23 protein-coding genes are annotated in these 21428 nt (G+C 72.2%); 18 read left to right on the plus strand and 5 right to left on the minus strand.

Going from position 1 to position 21428, the window contains the following annotated elements:
* The first annotated feature begins 118 nt into the window (after window positions 1–118).
* From ABZY31_RS29700 to ABZY31_RS29735, 8 genes are all read left to right on the plus strand, one after another.
* Entirely contained in the window at window positions 119–772 is a 654-nt protein-coding gene (locus tag ABZY31_RS29700) for an HAD family hydrolase (protein ID WP_356416463.1), read from the plus strand.
* Between the two features lie 43 nt (window positions 773–815).
* Window positions 816–2057 carry an MFS transporter gene (locus ABZY31_RS29705; RefSeq protein ID WP_356416466.1) on the plus strand — a complete coding sequence of 414 codons (1242 nt, stop codon included), beginning with the start codon at window positions 816–818 and terminating at the stop codon, window positions 2055–2057.
* Window positions 2008–3177, plus strand: coding sequence for an acetoin utilization protein AcuC (locus tag ABZY31_RS29710; RefSeq protein ID WP_356416469.1), 1170 nt, complete (start codon window positions 2008–2010; stop codon window positions 3175–3177). The genes ABZY31_RS29705 and ABZY31_RS29710 overlap by 50 nt, the downstream gene beginning before the upstream one ends.
* A gap of 108 nt (window positions 3178–3285) precedes the next feature.
* Complete coding sequence (locus tag ABZY31_RS29715; RefSeq protein ID WP_356416472.1) at window positions 3286–4101, plus strand: phosphatase; 816 nt, start codon at window positions 3286–3288, stop codon at window positions 4099–4101.
* Window positions 4102–4242: 141 nt separating this feature from the next.
* Complete coding sequence (locus ABZY31_RS29720) at window positions 4243–4452, plus strand: helix-turn-helix domain-containing protein (RefSeq protein ID WP_008738568.1); 210 nt, start codon at window positions 4243–4245, stop codon at window positions 4450–4452.
* A gap of 152 nt (window positions 4453–4604) precedes the next feature.
* A complete protein-coding gene (locus ABZY31_RS29725) occupies window positions 4605–4703 on the plus strand; it encodes an AURKAIP1/COX24 domain-containing protein (protein ID WP_003948845.1) in 99 nt (32 codons plus the stop codon).
* 91 nt (window positions 4704–4794) lie between these two features.
* On the plus strand, window positions 4795–5892 hold the full coding sequence (locus ABZY31_RS29730; RefSeq protein WP_356416475.1) for an NAD-dependent epimerase/dehydratase family protein: 1098 nt from the start codon (window positions 4795–4797) through the stop codon (window positions 5890–5892).
* Window positions 5892–6929: a lysophospholipid acyltransferase family protein gene (locus ABZY31_RS29735; protein ID WP_356416478.1), complete on the plus strand. Its 1038-nt coding sequence runs from the start codon at window positions 5892–5894 to the stop codon at window positions 6927–6929. The genes ABZY31_RS29730 and ABZY31_RS29735 overlap by 1 nt, the downstream gene beginning before the upstream one ends.
* Window positions 6930–6997: 68 nt before the next feature.
* On the opposite strand, the gene ABZY31_RS29740 is transcribed toward ABZY31_RS29735, so the two are convergent.
* From ABZY31_RS29740 to ABZY31_RS29750, 3 genes are all read right to left on the minus strand, one after another.
* On the minus strand, window positions 6998–8209 hold the full coding sequence (locus ABZY31_RS29740) for a DUF5667 domain-containing protein (protein ID WP_356416481.1): 1212 nt from the start codon (window positions 8207–8209) through the stop codon (window positions 6998–7000).
* Window positions 8210–8399: 190 nt separating this feature from the next.
* Entirely contained in the window at window positions 8400–9212 is an 813-nt protein-coding gene (locus tag ABZY31_RS29745; RefSeq protein ID WP_356416484.1) for an ECF subfamily RNA polymerase sigma factor, BldN family, read from the minus strand.
* A 373-nt stretch (window positions 9213–9585) separates the two neighbouring features.
* Window positions 9586–10557, minus strand: a complete 972-nt coding sequence (locus ABZY31_RS29750) for an HAD-IB family hydrolase (protein WP_356416487.1) — start codon at window positions 10555–10557, stop codon at window positions 9586–9588.
* 71 nt (window positions 10558–10628) lie between these two features.
* Here ABZY31_RS29750 and ABZY31_RS29755 point away from each other — a divergent pair, with 71 nt between their 5' ends.
* From ABZY31_RS29755 to ABZY31_RS29780, 6 genes are all read left to right on the plus strand, one after another.
* Window positions 10629–10907: a glutaredoxin family protein gene (locus ABZY31_RS29755; RefSeq protein WP_356416489.1), complete on the plus strand. Its 279-nt coding sequence runs from the start codon at window positions 10629–10631 to the stop codon at window positions 10905–10907.
* A 273-nt stretch (window positions 10908–11180) separates the two neighbouring features.
* Window positions 11181–12002 (plus strand): redox-sensing transcriptional repressor Rex, encoded by an 822-nt coding sequence (locus ABZY31_RS29760; protein ID WP_356416492.1) that lies wholly within the window; start codon window positions 11181–11183, stop codon window positions 12000–12002.
* Window positions 11999–13783, plus strand: a complete 1785-nt coding sequence (locus ABZY31_RS29765) for a glutamyl-tRNA reductase (protein ID WP_356416495.1) — start codon at window positions 11999–12001, stop codon at window positions 13781–13783. Before ABZY31_RS29760 ends, ABZY31_RS29765 begins: the two co-directional genes overlap by 4 nt.
* Window positions 13780–14748: a hydroxymethylbilane synthase gene (gene hemC / locus ABZY31_RS29770; protein ID WP_356416497.1), complete on the plus strand. Its 969-nt coding sequence runs from the start codon at window positions 13780–13782 to the stop codon at window positions 14746–14748. The genes ABZY31_RS29765 and hemC overlap by 4 nt, the downstream gene beginning before the upstream one ends.
* Entirely contained in the window at window positions 14745–16412 is a 1668-nt protein-coding gene (locus ABZY31_RS29775; protein ID WP_356416500.1) for a uroporphyrinogen-III synthase, read from the plus strand. The genes hemC and ABZY31_RS29775 overlap by 4 nt, the downstream gene beginning before the upstream one ends.
* 89 nt (window positions 16413–16501) lie before the next feature.
* A complete protein-coding gene (locus tag ABZY31_RS29780) occupies window positions 16502–17749 on the plus strand; it encodes a HEAT repeat domain-containing protein (RefSeq protein WP_356416503.1) in 1248 nt (415 codons plus the stop codon).
* Here ABZY31_RS29780 and ABZY31_RS29785 read toward each other — a convergent pair.
* Both ABZY31_RS29785 and ABZY31_RS29790 read right to left on the minus strand, forming a co-directional pair.
* A complete protein-coding gene (locus ABZY31_RS29785; protein WP_356416506.1) occupies window positions 17727–17906 on the minus strand; it encodes a DUF397 domain-containing protein in 180 nt (59 codons plus the stop codon). The genes ABZY31_RS29780 and ABZY31_RS29785 overlap by 23 nt on opposite strands.
* Complete coding sequence (locus tag ABZY31_RS29790; RefSeq protein ID WP_356416509.1) at window positions 17903–18727, minus strand: Scr1 family TA system antitoxin-like transcriptional regulator; 825 nt, start codon at window positions 18725–18727, stop codon at window positions 17903–17905. The genes ABZY31_RS29785 and ABZY31_RS29790 overlap by 4 nt, the downstream gene beginning before the upstream one ends.
* A gap of 112 nt (window positions 18728–18839) precedes the next feature.
* Here ABZY31_RS29790 and ABZY31_RS29795 point away from each other — a divergent pair, with 112 nt between their 5' ends.
* From ABZY31_RS29795 to ABZY31_RS29810, 4 genes are all read left to right on the plus strand, one after another.
* Complete coding sequence (locus tag ABZY31_RS29795) at window positions 18840–19304, plus strand: ATP-binding protein (RefSeq protein WP_356416518.1); 465 nt, start codon at window positions 18840–18842, stop codon at window positions 19302–19304.
* 2 nt (window positions 19305–19306) lie between these two features.
* Window positions 19307–20308, plus strand: coding sequence for a porphobilinogen synthase (hemB, locus tag ABZY31_RS29800; protein WP_356416511.1), 1002 nt, complete (start codon window positions 19307–19309; stop codon window positions 20306–20308).
* Window positions 20309–20369: 61 nt separating this feature from the next.
* Window positions 20370–20912: a hypothetical protein gene (locus ABZY31_RS29805; protein WP_356416513.1), complete on the plus strand. Its 543-nt coding sequence runs from the start codon at window positions 20370–20372 to the stop codon at window positions 20910–20912.
* A gap of 48 nt (window positions 20913–20960) precedes the next feature.
* Entirely contained in the window at window positions 20961–21233 is a 273-nt protein-coding gene (locus ABZY31_RS29810) for a DUF1876 domain-containing protein (protein ID WP_356416516.1), read from the plus strand.
* Window positions 21234–21428 lie beyond the last annotated feature (195 nt).

Genomic DNA, 21428 nt, shown 5'->3' on the forward strand with positions numbered 1-21428 from the left:
TGCAGGGGGGACCCTGTGGGAGAGTAGGACGCCGCCGAACAATTATTGTGGGAAAGCCCCGCACCTTATGGTGCGGGGCTTTTCTGCGTTCCGGGCCGGACATGCGTAGGGTCGGGACATGAGCTACGACCTCGTGATCTTCGACAACGACGGCGTGCTGGTGGACAGCGAGCCGCTCTCGAACACCATCCTCTCCGGGTACCTGACCGAGCTGGGGCATCCCACCTCGTACGAGGAATCGCTGCGGGACTACATGGGGGCCGCCGTTCACCGGGTGCACGACACCGTCCTGGAGCGGACGGGAGAGCGGCTGCCCGACGACTTCGACGACACCCTGCACGCGCGGGTGTTCGCCGCGTTCGAGCGCGACCTGCAGCCGGTCCCGGGCGCGACTGCCGTCCTGGAGGAACTCACCGCGCGCGGCATCCCGTACTGCCTCGCCTCCTCCGGGAGCCACGAGCGGATCCGGGTCGGGCACCGCACCACCGGGCTGGACGAGTGGTTCGAGGAGGAGTGGATCTTCAGCTCCGAGGACGTCGGCAAGGGCAAGCCCGCCCCGGACCTCTTCCTGCACGCCGCCGAACGGATGGGGGCCGACCCCGCGCGCTGCGTCGTCATCGAGGACAGCCCCCTCGGCGTCCGGGCCGCCCGGGCCGCGGGGATGGACGTCTTCGGCTTCACCGCGATGACGCCGGCCGAGCGGCTCGCCGGCGCCACCGGCCTGTTCGGGGAGATGAAGGAGCTGCCGGGGCTTCTCCAACTCGACATGTGATCGCTCTACCCACCGGTAGCCCCCGGGCCTACGCTGAGCCGCCATGACAGCAGACGTGCGGCTGCGCCGTGGACGAGGGTCCCTGGGCTTCAGCTTCTTCGTACAGGGCGTCACCTTCGCGCTCCTGGTGACCCGGATCCCCGCGATACAGGACCAGTACGGGATATCCGACGGCCTCCTGCCCGCGTTCCTCGCCGCCGTCCCCGTCCTCGCCGGTGTGGCGAGCGTGGGGACCGAGCACCTGGTGAAGCGGGTCGCGCCCGGCACCGTGCTCCGGTGGGCGCAGCCTCTGGTCCTGCTCGCGCTCCTCGGCGCCGGGGCCGGTACGCGGATGTGGCACGTCGCCCTGGCGCTGGGCGCCTTCGGGCTGGCGGTGGGGGCGCTGGACGCCTCGATGAACATGCTCGGGGTGAGCCTCCAGCAGACGTACGGCCGCAGCATCATGCTGGGCTTCCACGCCTCGTACAGCCTCGGCGGGATCGTCGGCGCGTCCGCCGCCTGGGCCGGGGCCCACTGGCACCTGTCGCTCTTCACCAGCTACCTGCCGGCCGTGGTGGTCCTGCTGCCGCTCGCCTTCATCGGCAGCCGGTACTACGTCGACCGGCGCGCCGCCGACGGCAAGGCAGCCGGCAGCCCGGGTACGGAGGGCGCGGAGAAGGGGCTGGGGGCGGGCGGGTTCACGCTGCTGCTGCCGCTCTGCCTGGTGATGGCCTGCGCCTACATCGGGGACTCGACGGTCTCCAACTGGAGCGCCAAGTACCTCCAGGACGTCCTGGACAGCTCCGAGCAGCTCGCCACCGTCCCCTACAACGTCTACATGGTGACGACCCTGATCGGGCGGGCCGTCGGTGACCTCGGCGTGCGGCGCTTCGGCGCGGTGGCCGTCGTACGGGCCGGGACGCTCGTCGCGGCGGCCGGTTTCGCGGTGGTGGCCGCCGCGCCCGGCGCGTGGGTCGGGATGCTCGGGTTCACCCTGCTGGGGATCGGGCTGTGCGTGATCGTGCCGCAGACCTTCGCCGCGGCGGGCCGGCTGTTTCCCGGGGCCTCGGACACGGCCATCGCGCGGCTCAACATCTTCAACTACGTGGGGTTCCTCGTCGGGGCGCCGCTGGTGGGGGCGCTGGGTGACGCGTGGAGCTACCGGGGGGCCATGCTCGTACCGATGGCGCTGGTCCTGGTGACACTCCTCTACGCCCGCTCGTTCGCCGCGGAGGGCGCCCGATACGGTGGCGGGCATGAGCGGCCGCGGGTTGTTGATGTGGGACGAGGCGGTAACGAAGTATGACTTCGGGCCCGGCCATCCGATGGATCCGGTGCGCCTGGCGCTGACCATGGGCCTGGTGCGGGCCTTCGGGCTCGACGGGGCGATGGACGTGCGGGCCGCGAAGGCGGCCGGTGATTCGACGCTGCGGCTGGTCCACCGCGAGGAGTACGTCGCCGCGGTGCGGGAGGTCTCGGCCGATCCCGGCGCCGCCGACGGCTCGTACGGTCTGGGCACCATGGACGATCCGGCCTTCAGCGGGATGCACGAGGCCTCCGCGCTGATCGCCGGGCAGTCGGTGGGCGCTGCGGAGGCGCTCTGGCGGGGGGACGCGCTGCACGGGGTGAACTTCGCGGGAGGGCTGCACCACGCGATGCCCGGGGCGGCCGCAGGGTTCTGCGTCTACAACGACGCCGCCCTCGCGATCGCGCGGCTGCTGGAGCTGGGGGCCGAGCGCGTCGCGTACGTGGACGTGGACGTGCACCACGGGGACGGCGTCCAGGCGGCGTTCTGGGACGACCCGCGGGTGCTCACGGTCTCCCTGCACGAACATCCGCGGACCCTGTTCCCGCAGACCGGCTGGCCGGAGGAGACCGGCGGGCCCGCCGCCGAGGGATCGGCCGTCAACGTGGCGCTGCCCGCCGGGACCGGGGACGAGGGCTGGCTGCGGGCCTTCCACGCCACCGTGCCCGAGCTGCTGGCGGACTTCCGGCCGCAGGTGCTGGTCACCCAGCACGGCGCGGACACCCACTTCGAGGACCCCCTCGCCCACCTCGCCGTGTCGCTGGACGCGCAGCGGGCCGTGCAGGAGGCCTGCCACGAGCTGGCGCACGCGCACGCGGACGGCCGCTGGCTCGCGCTGGGCGGCGGTGGCTACGCGATCGTGGACGTCGTGCCGCGGTCCTGGACGCACCTGGTGGCGATCGCCGCCCACCGGCCGCTGGATCCCGCGTCGGTGGTCCCGCCGTCGTGGCGCGACGAGGTGTACGCGCGGACGCGGCAGCCCGCGCCGGCCCGGATGACGGACGGGCGCACGCCCGGGTGGCGGGAGTGGGAGGCGGGGTACGACCCGGCGGACCGCGTCGACCAGGCGGTGCTGGCGACGCGCCGGGCGGTGTTCCCGCTGCGCGGGATGCTGCCCTGAGCGGCGGTCCGCGCCTGCGGCGGGCAGCACAAGTGCCACATTAGGCCAACTTGGTTGCTGTTTCCCGGAATTGATGATCAGTCGGGTCCGCTGCGGCAGCATCGGAGGGTGTTGAGCACCGGCGCCCTGCGTGCGCATCTGCTGGCCGCCCGGTTGGCCGGGCCCGTCGCCACCTCCCGCGAGGAGAGCCTGCGCAGCTACCGGCTGTTCGCGGCCCGGGACCCGCGCGTGCTGCTGGGGCTGGACCCGCGCGGGGGCTGGGCGCAGCCCGAACTGCTGCGGCTGATGGCCGACAAGTGCGGGGTCTCGGCGGATCCCGCGCACGTCAGCGGTCCGGACGTGATCGATCCGGAGCGGACGCTGGCCGGGCTGGACGCCTTCGCGCGGCGGTTGCGGGAGGCCGCGCTGGCCCGTGCTCCGGTGCTGTTCGGCACCGGTCACCCGCACCGGCTCCTGGGGTTCTACGCCGATGTGGCGCGGGCGTTGTCGGCGGTGGGATGTGCTGTCCTCACTCCGGCGCAGGGGGTGGCGGTGGACATCGTGACGCGGTTCGGCGTACGTACGTACCGGCTCGGCTACGTACGGGGGGTCGCGCTGGTACAGGAGCCCGGCGCGCGGGCGGCGGGGGGCGCCATCGGGGCGCACACCCATTCGCCGCTGCCGGTTCGGATCGCGCTGGGGGCGCTGGCACAAGCGGGCCGGCCGCTTCCGGAACTGGTGGTGGGGGACCACGGATGGGTCTGCGGCGCAGGTCAGCTCGGTTTCCCGGCCATCGGGCTGGCCGATACGGACGACCCGGCGCTGTTCGTCGGAGAGGCCGAGGGGAGCGTCTCGGTGGCGGTTCCGCTTGATGACGGCGTGCCCGCGGAGTACTACCGGCCGCTCACCCGGTACGTGCTGGGGCGCGCGGGGCTCACGCGCTGAGGTGTGGCCGGGACTGGTGCCTGTAGCTCCTCTTCCCCACTCGTATCACCCGCCCCTACTCTGGGGAGTGAGCGTGCGACGACGGGGTGTAACCGGAGGGGAAGCCGGTGCCCGTCATGCGCGGAAGGTCAAAGGTGTGTCATGGCTGCTGGCGAGAGGCCTCTCAGTGAGGTTCAGTTCCTGACCGTGGCGGAGGTCGCCTCGGTGATGCGAGTGTCGAAGATGACCGTGTACCGGCTGGTGCACAACGGGCATCTGCCCGCGATCCGGGTGGGCCGGTCCTTCCGGGTCCCCGAGAACGCGGTCCACGAGTACCTCCGAGAGTCCTATGTGGGGGTGGAGTCGGCCTGAGACTGAGGTTCCCGGCCACCCTCGGCCGCAGGCGGATTACGGGCTCAGAGTTCTGGCGGGTAGGCTAGGCCGACGTAGGTCGTGTGGGCCCAGACGCCCCGCACCGATCCCCGCTAGCGCGGGGATGTTCCGAGAAGTGAGCGAGGGTAGTCGTGGGCTCTGTTATCAAGAAGCGGCGCAAGCGGATGGCCAAGAAGAAGCACCGCAAGCTGCTCAAGCGCACCCGCGTGCAGCGCCGTAACAAGAAGTAAACGGCAGCTGTACGTGTTTTCCGCAGCCCCTCCACCATCCTGGTGGGGGGGCTGTGGTGCAGCCGGGGTACGACGAGGGAGGCGCTGAGCAGTGGGGAAGGTCGTGCTCGTGACCGGGGCAGCCCGGCAGCTGGGAGGCCGATTCGTACGCCGGATCCAGCGCGACCCGGAGGTCGGGCGGGTGATCGCGGTGGATGCGAGCACACCGCCGCACCGGCTGGGATCGGCCGAGTTCGTCCGTACGGACATCCGGCAGTCGGCGATCGCGCGGGTACTGGCCGAGTACGCGGTGGACACCGTGGTGCACCTCGCGGTGACCGGGGGCGGCGGTGTGGGAGCGGGCGGTGCGGGAAGCGCCGTGAAGGAAACGAACGTCATCGGGACGATGCAGCTCCTCGGGGCCTGCCAGAAGTCCCCGACGGTGCGGCGCCTGGTGGTGAAGTCCAGTACCGGTGTGTACGGGGCGGCGCCGCGGGACCCGGCCGTCTTCAGCGAGACCACCCAGCCCAAGTCGCTGCCCGCCGTGGGCTTCGCGAAGGACGCGGTCGAGGTCGAGGGCTACGTACGGGGCTTCGCGCGCCGGCGGCCCGACGTGGCCGTGTGCGTGCTGCGCTTCGCCAACATCCTGGGGCCCTTCGCGGATTCGGCGCTCGCCGAGTACTTCTCGATGCCGGTCATGCCGACCGTGCTGGGATACGACCCGAGGCTCCAGTTCGTCCACGAGGACGACGTGCTCGACGTCCTGGGGCTGGCGGCGGGCGAGCCCCGGCGCGGGACGCTGAACAGCGGGACCTTCAACATCGCGGGGGACGGCGTGCTGCTGCTGTCCCAGTGTTCGCGGCGGCTGGGGCGGCCCACGGTCCCGCTGCCGCTGCCCGCGCTCACCTGGGTGGGCTCCGCGCTGAAGGCGGTCGGGATCACCGACTTCTCGCCGGAACAGACCAGACTGCTCACGCACGGGCGGGTCGTGGAGACCTCCCAGATGCGTGAGGTGCTGGGATTCAAGCCGATGTACACGACCGCCGAGACCTTCGCGGACTTCGCGCGGAGCCGGGGGAACGGGCTGCTGCCGCCGGAGCGGGCGGCGCGGGCCGTGGACCGGGTGGCGGGCGCGCTGAAGGTCGACGTTGCCGTTGCAGGAGCCGGGTCCGGAGCCGGATCCGCGGCCGAAGAGGGAGTGCAGCGATAGTGGCGGACGCCAAGGTCATTCCGTTCGACGAGGACCGTCCGCGCCGGCGGGCCCGGCGGGTGCGGTCGGTCGCCGCGTCCGACGCCGGGGCCGGGGGCGCTCCGGGGGCCGGGGCGGGGTCCGCTGCCGCCGCCGCGGAGCCGCGGGCGGCGGCGCCCGCCGCGGCCGTCGCGGCCGCGCCGGAGCCGGCCGCGCCGAGCGGCTGGGAGCGGCGGCTGGCGGGCGGGCTGGCGTTCCTGCGGCGCCGGGTCACCGGTGACTACGAGGTCGACGACTTCGGGTACGACAAGGAGCTGACCGACCAGGTCCTGATGTCGGTCCTGCGGCCCGTGTACGACAAGTACTTCCGGGTCGAGGTCAAGGGCATCGAGAACATCCCGAAGGAGGGTGGGGCGCTGATCGTGGCCAACCACTCGGGAACGCTGCCGCTGGACGGCCTGATGCTCCAGGTCGCGGTGCACGACCACCACCCGGCGCAGCGGCACCTGCGGCTGCTGGCGGCGGACCTGGTGTTCATGCTGCCGGTGGTCAACGAGCTGGCGCGCAAGGCAGGGCACACCCTGGCGTGCGCGGAGGACGCGCAACGGCTGCTGGAGGCGGGGGAGCTGGTCGGGGTGATGCCCGAGGGCTTCAAGGGCATAGGGAAGCCCTTCGAGGACCGCTACAAGCTGCAGCGGTTCGGGCGCGGGGGCTTCGTGTCCACGGCGCTGCGCGCGGGGACGCCGATCGTGCCGTGCTCGATCGTGGGCGCGGAGGAGATCTACCCGATGATCGGCAACGCCAAGACGCTGGCGCGGCTGCTGGGGATCCCGTACTTCCCGATCACTCCGACGTTCCCCTGGCTGGGACCGCTGGGGGCGGTGCCGCTGCCGACGAAGTGGACGATCCAGTTCGGTGAACCGATCGCCACGGACGGGTATCCGCCGGAGGCGGCGGAGGACCCGATGCTGATGTTCAACCTGACGGACCAGGTGCGGGAGCAGATCCAGCACACGCTGTACAAGCTGCTGGTGCAGCGGCGGTCGGTCTTCTTCTGATCGCTCACCGCGGGCATTCTGCGCGGAGAACGCCGGCGGGGCCGCTGGGCCCCGCCGGCGTCCGGCCGTCAGTCCACGTCCTCGCCCTTGATGCCGAGGCCCGGGAGCAGGCCCGGGAGCAGGGGCGGCAGGGTGATCTCCGGGTGCGGGATCTCCGGTGCCACCGGCGGCAGATGGCTGCCGCCCGCCGGGGGCGGGTCGAGCAGGCCGTCGGGGCCGCCGATGAGACCGCCGGAGCCCGCGGACGGGGAGCCCGAGGGGGACGGCGCGGGGCCCGAGGAGCCGCGGGAGGGGCCGGTGCCCGGGTGCGGCGGCGTGGAGTGCTGCTTGCCGCCGGTGCCGGGCTTCGCCGGGGTGCCGGACGCGCCGGGTCCCCGGGTCTGCTCCGGAGGCTTCGGCAGCAGCTCCTGGTAGGGCTGCACGTCATCGTCTATGGCCTGGAAGACCGACGTGACTTCTTCGCCCACGTCCGTGAGCTGGGCCGGGAGCTTCTCGCGGAGCCTGCCCCAGGTGTCGCGGTGCGAGCGGGAGAAGGACGACAGGGTCTGGATCGGGCCGAGCGAGCCGTCCCGATCATGGGCGGACTGGAGGAGGCGGTGGCCTTCCTCCGCGTCGTGCTTCATGCCCGCGAGGGCGCGGCGGATCTCGCCCAGCACCTCGTGGTCCAGCGCACCCGGCGACCTGCCGCGCTCCATCAGGCGACGGGCCTCCGCCAGCCGGTTCGAGGCCTGGTCGAGATAGAGCTCGCCCCGGTCCGAATCGTCGTCGGCCATGCCCAGCTTGATGTCCTCCATGCCCAGCTTCACCGGGTACAGCGAATCACCCGGCAGGGCGTCGGTGCTGGCAGCGGCCACTCCGCTGAAGGCTCCCGCGGCCACACCGACCGTGAGGCCGCCCGCTGCGATGCCCTTGGACCAGCGGGAGCGGGGCCGCAATTTCCGGAGCGAGGTCGCCCGGTGGGCGCCACGACCGGTCCGCTGTTCGGGCACCTGAGGGTCCGCGGCGGCACCGCCCCCGGACCTCTCCTCCATCACCATGGTCTCCATGGCTGCCACGAGCTGTGCTCGTTGCACCACTTTGACATCGGCGTCCATCTGCGGGCGTGGCATTTCGCCGAGCGCACTCGCCAGGGCCAACAACCGGTCGCAGTCGGCAGGTTCGGCAGGTGCCTCGGACTGCTCGGCCGCCGGCTCCGGTTCCGAGGGTTCGGACGGGGTCCGATCCTCCAGGGCCTGGGCGAAGGCGTTCGCCCGCCGGTGCGGAGAAACGTTCGCGATCACTGGCGGCACCTCCTCTCGTCATGACGATCGACTCCCCGGGGTGTCCGGAAGGTTGCCTTCCTTGAGCACATCCACCCTTTCGAGTGATCGGCTTTCGGCAGGGCGTGTCCACAGGGAGCCTGCATTCCGCACAACGAGCCACGCGGCACTTGGGTTACGGACGAAGGATGATCGGACCACAGCGGCATGGTCAGCGGGCGTCGTCCGGGAGGAGCCGGGCCAGGGTCCGGACCGCCCGGTACTGCAAGGTCTTGATCGCGCCCTCGTTCTTCCCCATCACCCGGGCCGTCTCGGCGACCGAGAGGCCCTGCAGGAAGCGCAGGGTCACGCACTCCTGCTGCTGGGGGTTGAGCTTCCGTACGGCCTCCAGCAGCGCCGCGTTGGACAGGGACTCCAGGACGGAGTCCTCGGGGCTGCGCTCCACCTCGTTGGCGTCCAGCATCTCGCCGGTCGTGACTTCCAGGCGGAAGCGGCTGGACTTGAAGTGGTCCGCCACCAGGTTGCGCGCGATCGTCACGAGCCAGGCGCCGAAGTCGCGGCCCTGCCAGGTGAAGGTGGAGATGCGGCGCAGCGCGCGCAGGAAGGTCTCACTGGTGAGGTCCTCCGCGGTCGCCTTGCCGCCGACGCGGTAGTAGATGTAGCGGTAGACGGTGTCGCTGTACTGGTCGTACAGGCGGCCGAAGGCATCGGCCTCGCCGGCCTGGGCGCGCTCGACCAGGTCCATCATCCGGGCGCTGTCGCTGTCCGCGGTGGGACGGCGCGCGGCGGGCGCGGTCGTGCTGGTGCCGCCGCTGGACCCGGCGCCCGCGCGGCCTCGTCTGCCCACGGTCGCTCCGCCATCCGTCAGGGCATAGCAAGGACCTACGGGGCCGAGGCCGGCGGGGACCGAGGCGGCGAAAACGGGGACGGCGTACGCGGTGGGGACGAAGCCACGCAGGTGGTCGATGACCGTTGCGCGCAGCGTAGCCAGGCCCGAGGCGTCAACCCCGACAGGTGGGTACACGGGACTCCCAGAGGCAGAGCTTCCATCACGTGCAGTGCGGGACCGTTCACTCGTCGTGGCGACGAATGGGCGGCGGCATGCGTTTGAGGAGAATAACGCTTCGTACAGGCAGCGCTACACCTAGTTGCACAAATCACCGGTTCCGTCGCTTCCGTTGCGTGTCGAGGGCATATTCAGTCGCACTACGTGATCGGTTATTGATCACTTCTGCACGCGGAATGGTGCCTTCCGAGGCCGCTCACGACCGATCCGGGCATGCCGGAATGCCGCGCCCGGGGCGCGGGTAGGCAGGGGGAATGCCCGTCGCGGGCCCGGGGGCCGGGCGCGGGGGCGGGTGGTTCCGGGCGGGAAGCCGGTGGTGGGCGCGCGAGCGCTACTTGCGGCGCCGGTGCAGGGCGATCGCGGCGGCCGCGCCGCCCGCGATCGCGCCGACTCCCGCGGCGGCCGGGACGCCGACCTTCACGGCCTTGCGGCCGGTGCGATAGTCGCGCAGCCGCCAGTCGTGGGCGCGGGCATGCTTGCGCAGTTTCGTATCGGGATTGATCGCATAGGGATGTCCGACCAGCGACAGCATCGGGATGTCGTTGTGCGAGTCGCTGTACGCGGCGCAGTGCGCGAGGTCGAGCCCCTCGGCGGTGGCCAGCGCCCGGACGGCCTCGGCCTTGGCGGGGCCGTGCAGCGGCTCGCCCACAAGGCGCCCGGTGTAGACGCCGTCCACGGATTCGGCGACGGTGCCCAGCGCTCCGGTCAGGCCGAGCCGGCGCGCGATGATCGTGGCGGTCTCCACGGGCGCGGCCGTGACGAGCCACACCTTCTGGCCCGCGTCGAGGTGGGCCTGGGCCAGGGCGCGGGTGCCCGGCCAGATGCGCTCCGCCATGTACTCGTCGTAGATCTCCTCGCCGATCGACATCAGCTCGCAGACGCGGTGGCCCTTCACGATGGACAGGGCGCTGTCGCGGGCGTCCTGCATGTGTTCGGGGTCCTCGACCCCGGCCAGCCGGAACCAGGCCTGCTGCCAGGCGAAGCGGGCCAGCTCGCGGCGGCGGAAGAACGCGCGCTTGTAGAGGCCGCGCCCGAAGTGGAAGATCGCGGCGCCCTGCATGACGGTGTTGTCGAGGTCGAAGAAGGCGGCGGCCAGTTCGTCGCCCGCGACGGGGAACTCGGGCTCGGCGGGCTCGGGAGGTGCGGTGTCCTGTGGCGCGAGGGAGTCCAGGGAGAAGCCGATGGCGGCCGGATCCTCGGCCAGCGCGGTCTTGCGGGCGGCTTCGGCCGAGGCCTCGCCTGCCAGCACGCTCCGCGCGGTGGCGGAGCGCCTACGGGGGGTGAGCCATCCCAGAGAGGACATGACGCGAGCATAGCCACTGTGTTCGGAACTCCCCGAACCCGGCGGATTCCCGGCCGGTGAACAATGGGCGCATGAGTCCTTTGCTGCGCCGTAAGGAAAAGAAGAGTCCGGCAGAGCGGATGGTCACCTTGATCGGCAAGCCCGGGTGCCATCTCTGTGACGAGGCCCAGGAAGTGGTCGCGGCGGTGTGCGCCGGCACGGGGGCGCAATGGGAGAAGAAGGACATCTCACAGGACGAGGAGCTCCACCGCTTGTACTGGGAGCAAATTCCGGTGGTCCTGATCGATGGCGAACAGCACACCTTCTGGAGGGTGAACCCCGACCGGCTCCGGCGGGCGTTGGAGGCCTGACCCTTCCGCCGGTTACCATCATGGGCGATTTGTGGGGTCTCGGGGGCGTATCGATGAGGGATGTGTGCGGTTTTGCCCCCTTCGGGATTTGAACGGGTTCGGCGCGTCGATGGTTCCGCGCCGAGGTGGCCGGGGCGCGTGACCCCGGTCACTTTGCTCGGACAAATTGGACACTATCTTTGTGCACGCGTTCACAAAGACATAGCCTGCATCCGACGGGGTGGTCCTGGGACACGAGGCCACCTGCAGCCCCGCTCATCCCGCAGGAGCATCGTGGCAACTGGCCGAACTCACCGACCGGCGACCCGCAGCCGAGGTATTCCCGAGGCCACTGTCGCCCGGCTTCCGCTGTACTTGCGCGCCCTCACCGCGCTCTCCGAGCGCTCGGTACCCACGGTGTCCTCCGAGGAACTGGCGGCCGCCGCCGGAGTGAACTCCGCGAAGCTGCGCAAGGACTTCTCCTACCTCGGCTCCTACGGGACCCGCGGCGTGGGCTACGACGTCGAGTACCTCGTCTACCAGATCTCCCGCGAGCTCGGGCTGACCCAGGACTGGCCCGTCGTCATCGTCGGCATCGGCAACCTCGGCGCGGCCCTCGCCAACTACGGCGGCTTCGCCTCGCGCGGCTTCCGCGTGGCCGCGCTCATCGACGCCGACCCGGCCATGGCCGGGAAGCCGGTCGCGGGCATGCCGGTGCAGCACACCGACGAGCTGGAGAAGATCATCTCGGAGAACGGCGTCTCCATCGGGGTCATCGCGACCCCCGCGGGCGCCGCCCAGCAGGTCAGCGAGCGGCTGATCGCGGCCGGAGTGACCTCCATCCTGAACTTCGCGCCGACCGTCCTGTCGGTGCCGGACGGCGTGGACGTGCGCAAGGTCGACCTCTCGATCGAACTGCAGATCCTCGCCTTCCACGAGCAGCGCAAGGCGGGCGAGGGCGCCGCGGCGGCCGCGGCCGCCGCCGGCGAGGACGAGGACCTCCCGGTCCCCGCGCCCTCCCTGCCGCAGCCCGCCGCCACCCGCGCCCCGGCCGTCGCCGCCCCGGCGCGCAAGAACGGCCCGGAGGGCGACGTACCGGCGGTGATGCCGGCATGAGTCTGCTCGTCGTAGGGCTGAGCCACCGCAGCGCGCCGGTCAGCGTGCTGGAACGCGCCTCCCTCACCACCGATGCCAAGGCGAAGCTGCTGCACGACACCCTGGCCGCCGAACCGGCGACCGAGGCGGCCGTGCTCGCCACGTGCAACCGCATCGAGCTGTACGCCGACGTGGACAAGTTCCACGCCGGTGTCGCCGAGCTGTCCACGCTCCTCGCGCAGCACAGCGGTGTCGCGCTGGAGGAGCTCACTCCCTATCTCTACGTGCACTACGAGGACCGGGCCGTCCACCACCTCTTCTCGGTGGCGTGCGGGCTGGACTCGATGGTGGTCGGCGAGGGCCAGATCCTCGGCCAGATCAAGGACGCGCTCGCGCTGGGGCAGGAGCTCCACACCGCGGGGCGCCTGATCAACGACCTCTTCCAGCAGGCGCTGCGGGTCGGCAAGCGGGCGCACTCCGAGACCGGGATCGACCGGGCCGGGCAGTCGCTCGTCACCTTCGGGCTGGAGCAGCTCGCCGGGCGGGTGCCGGTCGCGGACTGGGCCGGCGGCAAGCGGGCGCTGGTGATCGGCGCCGGTTCGATGTCCTCGCTGGCCGCGGCGACGCTCGCGCGGGTGGGGGTGGCGGAGATCGCCGTCGCGAACCGTACCGCTGCGCGGGCCGAGCGGCTGGTGGAGATCCTGTCCGCCGGGGGCGCTGCCGCGCGGGTCGTGCCGATGGGTGACGTGGCCTGTGAGCTGACACGAGTCGACGTGGTGGTGTCCTGTACCGGGGCCACCGGGCTGGTGCTGACCGGGGACGACGTGGCCGGCGCGCTGGCCAAGGGCGATGCCGCCCCCGGTACCGGTACCGGGGGCGCCCTGCCGGGACCCCGGGGCTCCGCCCCGGACCCCGCGCCTCAATCTCCGGCGGGGCTTGGTTTCGCCCCTGGCTCTGGCCAGGCCGGGCTGGACCGTGCGCTCGGCGCCGAGGCGCGGGTCGGGTCCGTGCGGGACGCCGAGGTCGTGGCGCGGCTCGTGGCCGCGGCCGAAGGGGGGCGGCGGCTGGCGGATGCCGGGGCCGCCCGGACCCTGAGCGCCGCCGCGGTCACCGAGGCGGACGGCTGCCCCGTCGGGGCCGACGCGCTCGCCGCCGACGGGCGCTCCGCGCTCACCGGGGTCGACGCGAACGCGCTGGAGCTGCACGGGACCTGGGCCGACCAGGGCGAGGCCGCCGCGCAGCGGCAGCCGCGCCGGACCGGCCGGGCCCTGGACGCGGGTGCCGAGGTACGGCTCGCGTTCCTCGACCTGGCCATGCCCCGAGACATCGACGCCGCCGTGCACCGGGTCCCCGGGGTGCGCCTCGTCGACATCGAGTCGCTCGCCGAAGCCTCCGCCGACGCGCCGATGGCCGCCGACGTGGACGCGGTGCGCACCATCGTCGCGGACGAGGTGGCCGCCTTCGGGGCGGCCCAGCGCGCCGCGCGCATCACCCCCACCGTCGTCGCCCTGCGCGCGATGGCCGCCGAAGTGGTGGCCATGGAAGTGGCGCGGCTCGACGGCCGGGTACCCGATCTCGACGAGCGGCAGCGGGCCGAAGTGACCCAGACCGTGCGCCGCGTCGTCGACAAGCTCCTCCACGCGCCGACCGTGCGCGTCAAGCAGCTCGCGAGCGAGCCCGGCGGCGCCGGGTACGCCGAGGCGCTGCGTGAACTCTTCGACCTCGACCCGCAGACGGTGGCATCCGTCAGCCGGGCTGACGCGGCCGATCCGAAGAACGACGACCCAGGACGGGCATCATGAACTCACGTCCCGACCAGCCCCTCCGGCTTGGGACACGGCGCAGCAAACTGGCCATGTCCCAGTCGGGACTCGTCGCCGAGGCGGTCAGCGCCGTCACCGGCCGGCCCGTCGAACTGGTGGAGATCACCACCTACGGCGACGTCTCCAAGGAGCTGCTCGCGCAGATCGGCGGGACCGGTGTGTTCGTCACCGCGCTGCGCGACGCCCTGCTGCGCGGCGAGGTCGACTTCGCCGTGCACTCGCTCAAGGACCTGCCGACCACGCAGCCCGACGAGCTGGTGATCGCCGCGATGCCGCAGCGCGAGGACGCGCGCGACGCGCTCGTCGCGCGCGACGGCCTGACCTTCGCGCAGCTGCCCGACGGCGCCCGGATCGGTACCGGTTCGCCGCGCCGCATGGCCCAGCTGAACCACTGCGCCCGCGCGCTCGGGAAGGTCATCGAGACCGTCCCGATCCGGGGCAACGTCGACACCCGCATCGGGTTCGTGCGCGGTGGCGAGCTGGACGCCGTGGTGCTGGCCGCCGCCGGGCTCAACCGGATCGGCCGCGGCGACGAGGCGACCGAGCTGCTGTCGGTCGACAGCGTGCTGCCCGCTCCCGGCCAGGGAGCCCTCGCGGTCGAGTGCCTCGCGTCCAACGCGGACCTCATCGCCGCGCTCGGTGAGCTGGACGACCCGTACACGCGGGCCGCCGTCACCGCCGAGCGTGCCCTGCTCGCCGCCCTGGAGGCCGGCTGCAGCGCCCCCGTGGGCGCGCTCGCCGACCTCCTGGCCGACGGGCAGACTGTCAACGAAATGCGCCTGCGGGGTGTCGTCGGAACGCTCGACGGCGCGACGCTGGTGCAGCTGTCCACCACCGGACCCGTCCCCCACTCGTACGAAGAGGCAGTGGCGCTCGGCCGCGAACTCGCGGACGAGATGCTGGCCAAGGGCGCGGCCGGTCTGATGGGGGAGCGATCCCTGTGAACTCCTCACGTCCCACCACCCCCGCCTTCGCGGCCGTTCCCGCGCACGGGCAGGTCACCTTCCTCGGTGCCGGCCCGGGCGACCCGGGACTGCTGACGCTGCGCGCGGTCGAGGCCCTCGCGGCCGCCGATGTGCTGATCGCGGAGCCGGAGGTGCTGGAAGTCGTCCGTACGCATGCGCGCACGGGTGTCGACACGCCTCAGCTGACGGTTGCTGACGAGAAGTCAGCAGCCGCCGGTGTACCGGTCATCCGGGACGCGGCCAATCTTGTCATGGAGGCCGCGCGCTCGGGCAAGCGGGTCGTCCGTGCGGTGACCGGCGACCCCGGTCTCGACGGGACCGCCGCCGAGGAAATGCTGGCCTGCGCCAACGAGGGGATCCCCTTCGAGGTCGTGCCGGGCGTCGCCAACGCGGTGGGCGTGCCCGCCTACGCCGGGGTGCCGCTGCGCGGCCGGTCCGGCGCGGACGTGCGCTTCGTCGACGCGAAGAACGCCTCGGCCCGCTGCTGGAGCGAGGTCGGCGCCAGCGACGGGATCCTGGTGGTCTCCGCGACCCTGGAGACCGTCGCCGCCGCGGCCGCGGAGCTGGTGAGCGCCGGGCGCAAGCCCGACACCGAGCTGACCGTGACCGTGGGCGGTACGACGACCCGCCAGCGGACCTGGACCGCGACCCTGGGCACCATCGCCCAGGTGTTCAAGCAGGGCAAGGTGCTCCCCTCGCCCGAGGGCGGCCGTCCGGTCATAGCCGTGGTCGGTGAGCACGGCGCCGCCGCGCGGCGCGAGGAGCTGGCCTGGTTCGAGTCGAAGCCGCTGTTCGGCTGGCGGGTGCTCGTGCCGCGGACGAAGGAGCAGGCCGCTTCGCTCTCCGACCAGCTGCGCTCCTACGGCGCGGTGCCGCACGAGGTGCCCACCATCGCCGTGGAGCCGCCGCGCACCCCGCAGCAGATGGAGCGGGCGGTCAAGGGCCTGGTGACGGGCCGCTACGAGTGGATCGCCTTCACCAGCGTCAACGCCGTCAAGGCGGTGCGGGAGAAGTTCGAGGAGTACGGGCTCGACGCGCGCGCCTTCGCCGGGATCAAGGTCGCCGCGGTGGGCGAGCAGACCGCGGCCGCGCTGGTCGAGTTCGGCGTGAAGCCGGACCTGGTGCCGAGCGGCGAGCAGTCCGCGGCCGGGCTGCTGGAGGACTGGCCGCCGTACGACCCGGTCTTCGACCCGATCGACCGCGTCTTCCTGCCGCGCGCCGACATCGCGACCGAGACGCTGGTGGCCGGGCTGATAGAGCTGGGCTGGGAGGTCGACGACGTCACGGCCTACCGGACCGTGCGCGCGTCGCCGCCGCCGGCGGACACCCGTGAGGCGATCAAGGGTGGCGGCTTCGACGCGGTGCTCTTCACGTCGTCCTCGACCGTGCGCAACCTGGTCGGCATCGCGGGCAAGCCGCACAACGTGACGGTCATCGCCTGTATCGGCCCGGCGACGGCGAAGACGGCGGAGGAGCACGGCCTGCGGGTCGACGTCCTGTCGCCCGAGCCGAGCGTCTCGAAGCTGGCGGAGGCCCTGGCCGAGTATGGGGCCGCTCGCCGCGACGCGGCGAAGGAGGCCGGCGAGGCCGTGTGCCGGCCTAGCGAGCGCAGGCCGGGAGCGCGGCGGCGTCGTACGACCTGACGGTCGGTCGATCGGTCGGCCGGTCGTGGAGTTACCCCCACTGGGGCCCGGGTGCGCATCGCACCGGGCCCCAGTGGCATGCTCGGGCCATGAGGCTTGGGGGAGCGCTACGGGAGCTGTGCGCGGCGGTGGCGGCGTACGACCACGAGAGGGCCGGGGAACTGGTCGCGGCCGGGGCGGATCCGGACCTGGCCCTGCCGGACGGAACGACCCCGCTGCTGCGGGCGGTCGAGGGCGGCTCTCCGGCGGTGGTGAAGGCCCTGCTCGGAGAGGATGCCGGGACCCGGTTGCCGGAGGCGGAGCGGGCCCGGCTGCTGGCGGCGGCCCGCCGGTGGTCGGAGGCGGGCGCGGAGGCGGAGCTGCGGCGGCTCACGGGGGCGCGGGGGCCGGTGGAGGTGCGCGCCGTCGAGGAGGAGTGGACCGACATCGAGGAGTTCACCCTCGGCGGGTCGACGGTCCGGGACGGGCACGCGGGCGTGCTGACCGCGCTGGAGCGGGCGTTCGGCATCGCGGCGCCGCTGGGAGAACTGATCGACCGGGCGGCCCGGTACCCCGATGTGTGCCACGCGGTCTGGGCGGAGTCGCGGGCCGCCGTGATGGTGGGCCCCCTCGTGCGGAGCTGGCAGGAGGTGCTGGCCTTCCGGACGCACCCGTCGCCCGGCCACCGCCGCTTCGTGGTCGACTACTTGGGGTCCCGGACCTGGTGCGTGAACGCCGGCTCGGACTCGTACGAGGAAGAGTGCCGCGTGCTCTTGGCCTGGGTGGCGGGGGAACCGGACGCGGGCGTGCTCGCCGCGCTCCTCGACGTCTTCGCGGGCGAAGTGGACCTGGACACCGAGGCGGCCGCCCTGCCCCACGCGGGGCATCAGGACCCCCGGGTACGGCGCGAGGTGCCGTACTGCCTGCACCGGCTCGGCTTCCCGCTGACGACCGTGTCGAGGACGGCCCTGCACGTCCTGGCGGGCGATCCGGACGCGGGGACGCGGTGTGCGGCGGCCGGTACCCTCGGCCATGCGCGGGAGTCGACGACTGCCACCCGGGAAGTTCTCCTCGGACTGCTGGGCGACCCGGAGCACGCCGTACGGCTCGCCACCGCCGGAGCCCTGGCGGCGTGGCCGCATCACAGGGCGGAGGAGGTCGAGCGGGCGCTGGTGTCCTTGCTGGACGAGGAGGACCAGCTGCTGCGCCTGGAGGGTGCCTACGGGCTGGCGCGGCGGGATGACCCGCGCACGCCGGAGGCGTACGAGCGGGTCGGACCGCTGGGCCCGGAGTTCGAGCACGACACCCGGGCCGACGAGCTGTGGCGCTGGAAGCTCAGGCAGCGACCCAGCGGGTGAGGCCGACCCAGGCGGCGGGGGAGACGGCGAGGATGGGGCCGTCGGTGACCTTGGAGTCCCGGACGTGGACGGTGTCGGTGCAGGGTGCGACTTCGACGCACTGGCCGCCTTGGTCACTGCTGTAACTGGACTTGAACCACGTCAGTGGGGTGCTCATGCCTCTCCTAGCAGCCGATCCAACAGGTCCTTCGTCTCCGTGAAGTTGAGGGCCTGTGACCGCAGCATCGCATATTTCTGAGTGAGGATGCTGACCTCATTAGGGTCGCGCATGAGGAAACTGCCGCGTTGGGTTTCCGAGTAGGCGAGCCGCTGGAAATCGGGGGTTTCCAGCAGGGTGAACGGGCCGGAGAGGCCAGCATGACTGGTCATGCCCTGGGGGAGGACTTGGAGGCAGAGGCCCGGGAAGTCGGCGCACATGCGCAGATGGCGCAGTTGCTCCCTCCACACCGCTTCGCCGCCCAGCCGGTCGCGAAGTACGGGCTCCCACATGACGAAACTGAGGGTCGGCGGAGTGGCGCGGCGCAGGATCTCCTGGCGCTTCATCCGCAAGGCGGTCTGGAGTTCTATCTTCTCCTGGCCGAGGTACGGGACGTGGCACCCGAAGACCGCACGGGCGTAGTCCTCCGTCTGAAGCAGGCCGGGGACGATCAGGGTGTCGTACCACGACAGGGCGAGGGCCTCCTTCTCCCGCTCCATGTACTCCTCGGCCCAGGCCGGGATCATGTCGACCTCGGGGAGGCGGTTCGCCGCGACCGTCAACAGCCCGGGGAGGCCGAGAACCTGATCCATCCTCTCGGCCACGTTCGGCATCAGGGTGCGCCTGCCCTGTTCGATCGACGCGACCGTCTCGACGTCGATGTGCAGCGCCTCGGCCAGCTCGCGCTGGGTCATTCCTTTGGCGGCGCGGGCGGTGGCGACCAGCGCACCGACCATCTTCATCGCCGTCTCGTTGGGCCGCGGCCTCTTGCGTGGTGGCATGCCTGTGAACTCCCCGCCTGGGCACGAGAGATACCGGTACCGACCCGTACTCGTGAAGGAGTACGGGTTGCTCGGCTCCCCCACGCTAGTCACGCACCGCGACCATGGCGGCGTGATTCCGGAAATTCATGCAGCCCTGCTGCGCGAGTGGGCCTACCCCCGCAGTCGTCGAACCGTCCGCTCTGCCAGGGAGTTTGCGGCGGTGACACTGCACAGGTGGGGTGTCACATGCCGCCAGGACGAGGTGTTGCTCTGCGTGAGCGAGCTGGCGACCAACGCCGTGCTGCGCGGGGTGCCGCCCGGCCGCGGGTACCGGTTGCGGCTGCTGCGGTTCGCTGACCTCGTGCGGGTCGAGGTGCACGACAGCGGGGGCGGGCGGCCGTGCGTGCAGAACCGGGACCTCGACGCCGAGGGCGGTCGCGGGCTGCTGCTCGTGGCGGCGCTCGCGGACCGGTGGGGGGTCGGGGTGCGGGTGCCCGGGAAGGTGGTGTGGTGCGAGTTCGGGCTGGGGGAGGACGGCCGACGCGACCCCCTACGCTGGGAGGCGACTGCTGTCGATGCTCGAAGAGGCGACTGAAGATGAGCGCGTACGGATCCTTCCCCGGTTCGCGGCCCCGCAGGCTCCGCACCACCCCCGCCATGCGGCGGATGGTCGCGGAGAACCGGCTGCACCCCTCCGACCTGATCCTCCCGGCGTTCGTCCGGGAAGGCATCAGCGAGCCCATCGCGATCTCGGCCATGCCGGGCGTCGTCCAGCACACCCGGGACACGCTGCGGAAGGCCGCGGCCGAGGCCGTGGCGGCGGGCGTCTCGGGGATCATGCTCTTCGGCGTCCCGGCGGACGAGAACAAGGACGCGCTCGGCACGGCGGGCACGGAGCCGGACGGCATCCTCCAGCTCGCGATCCGCGACGTGAAGGCGGAGGTCGGCGACGACCTCGTCATCATGTCGGACCTGTGCCTGGACGAGTTCACCGACCACGGCCACTGCGGCGTGCTGGACGAGCACGGCCGGGTCGACAACGACGCGACGCTGGAGCGGTACGCCGAGATGGCGCAGGTCCAGGCCGACGCGGGCGTCCACGTGGTGGGGCCGAGCGGCATGATGGACGGGCAGGTCGGCGTGGTCCGCGACGCCCTGGACGAGACGGGCCACGAGGACGTCGCGATCCTGGCGTACACGGCGAAGTACACCTCCGCCTTCTACGGTCCCTTCCGCGAGGCCGTCGCCTCCTCGCTTCAGGGCGACCGCAAGACGTACCAGCAGGACCCGGCGAACTCGCGGGAGTCGATGCGCGAGCTGGCGCTCGACCTCGAAGAGGGCGCCGACATGGTGATGGTGAAGCCCGCGGGGCCCTACCTGGACATCCTGTACCGGGTCGCGCAGGCCGTGGACGTGCCGGTGGCCGCCTACCAGATCAGCGGCGAGTTCGCGATGGTCGAGGCGGCGGCGGAGAAGGGCTGGATCGAGCGCGAACGCGCCATCCTGGAGACCCTGACCGGCATCAAGCGCGCGGGCGCCGACACGATCCTGACGTACTGGGCGACCGAGGTCGCGGGCTGGCTGCGCGAGGTGCGCTGAGCGGGTCCGGGGTCCGGATCCTCCTTCCTGAACCGGTCGCGGGCAGGCGACACTTGGGGTCATGACCGGTGACGACCCCGCCCCCGCGCCGGACCCCGTGGAGTACCTGGAACGGGTGCTGTGGGAGGCCTTCCGGCGGGCCTGCGCCACCATGCGGCTGCACGACGCGGTGCAGCGGCGGATCTGGGCCTTCCGCTCGCCGCGGGTGGAGGCGCTGGGCTGGTTCCCGGACGAGGGCGAGTCGGCGGGCCTGCGGTCCCTGCTGGCGCGGGCGGACGCCGAATGCGCCGTGTACGTACGCGAGTCGCCCGGTCCGTGGCCGCCGGCCGGTCCGGGGGCGGACCCGCGCGGGACGCGGTTGGTGGTGGCCGCCGCCGTCTGGCCGGGCGCGGGCCTGTCGGGCCTGCGGATCGCCGCGTACGGCCGGGACGGATCGCTGGAGGAGGTCACCGGCGACGGGGTGCGGCTGGAGGACACCCACCTCGACGTGCCGTGGCTACGGTCCTGCCTGCCGATGGCGGTGACGCTGCCGGTGCCCCGGCCCCCGCTGCGGGCCCTGGAGCGGTGGCGCCGGGCGGCCGGGGCCCGCTTCGACTGGCTGTAGCGCGGGGCGGGGCGCAGGCTGGAGACAGAGGCCTGGAGGTGGTCCGTCATGTCCACGCTCGTCGGATGGCATGTGGAACTGGAATTCTCCGAGGAGGGCCACCGCACCAGCACGGCGGCGCTGCTCAGGCTCGGTGACGGCTCGGAAGTGCGGGGCCGGGGGTACGCGATGCGGCACCCCTCCGACCCGGAACAGTTGCGGGTCGGAGAGGAGATCGCGGGCGCGCGGGCCCTGATGGACCTCGCGTCCCAGCTGCTGCAGAAGGCGCACGGTGAGATCGACGCGGCGACAGGGCGGCACTCGTATCCGTTGAACCACTGAGGGGAGTAACCCCGGCTGCGCCGGGTCGCGGCTTCGCCGCGAGGGGGCGGGGTTTCGCGCTTCGGGGTCGGGGTGGTTCCGGGGGCTGCCCGTCAGTTCCACTGTCTTCCCGTGCCGGGGCGTCCCGTCAAGAGCGCTCCTTCGTCGCGTCGCTTCGCGATGGCCTGCGGCCACTCTTGACATGCCACCCCGTCC

The sequence above is a fragment of the Streptomyces sp. NPDC006529 genome (genome assembly GCF_040611795.1).
Taxonomy (GTDB): Bacteria; Actinomycetota; Actinomycetes; order Streptomycetales; family Streptomycetaceae; genus Streptomyces.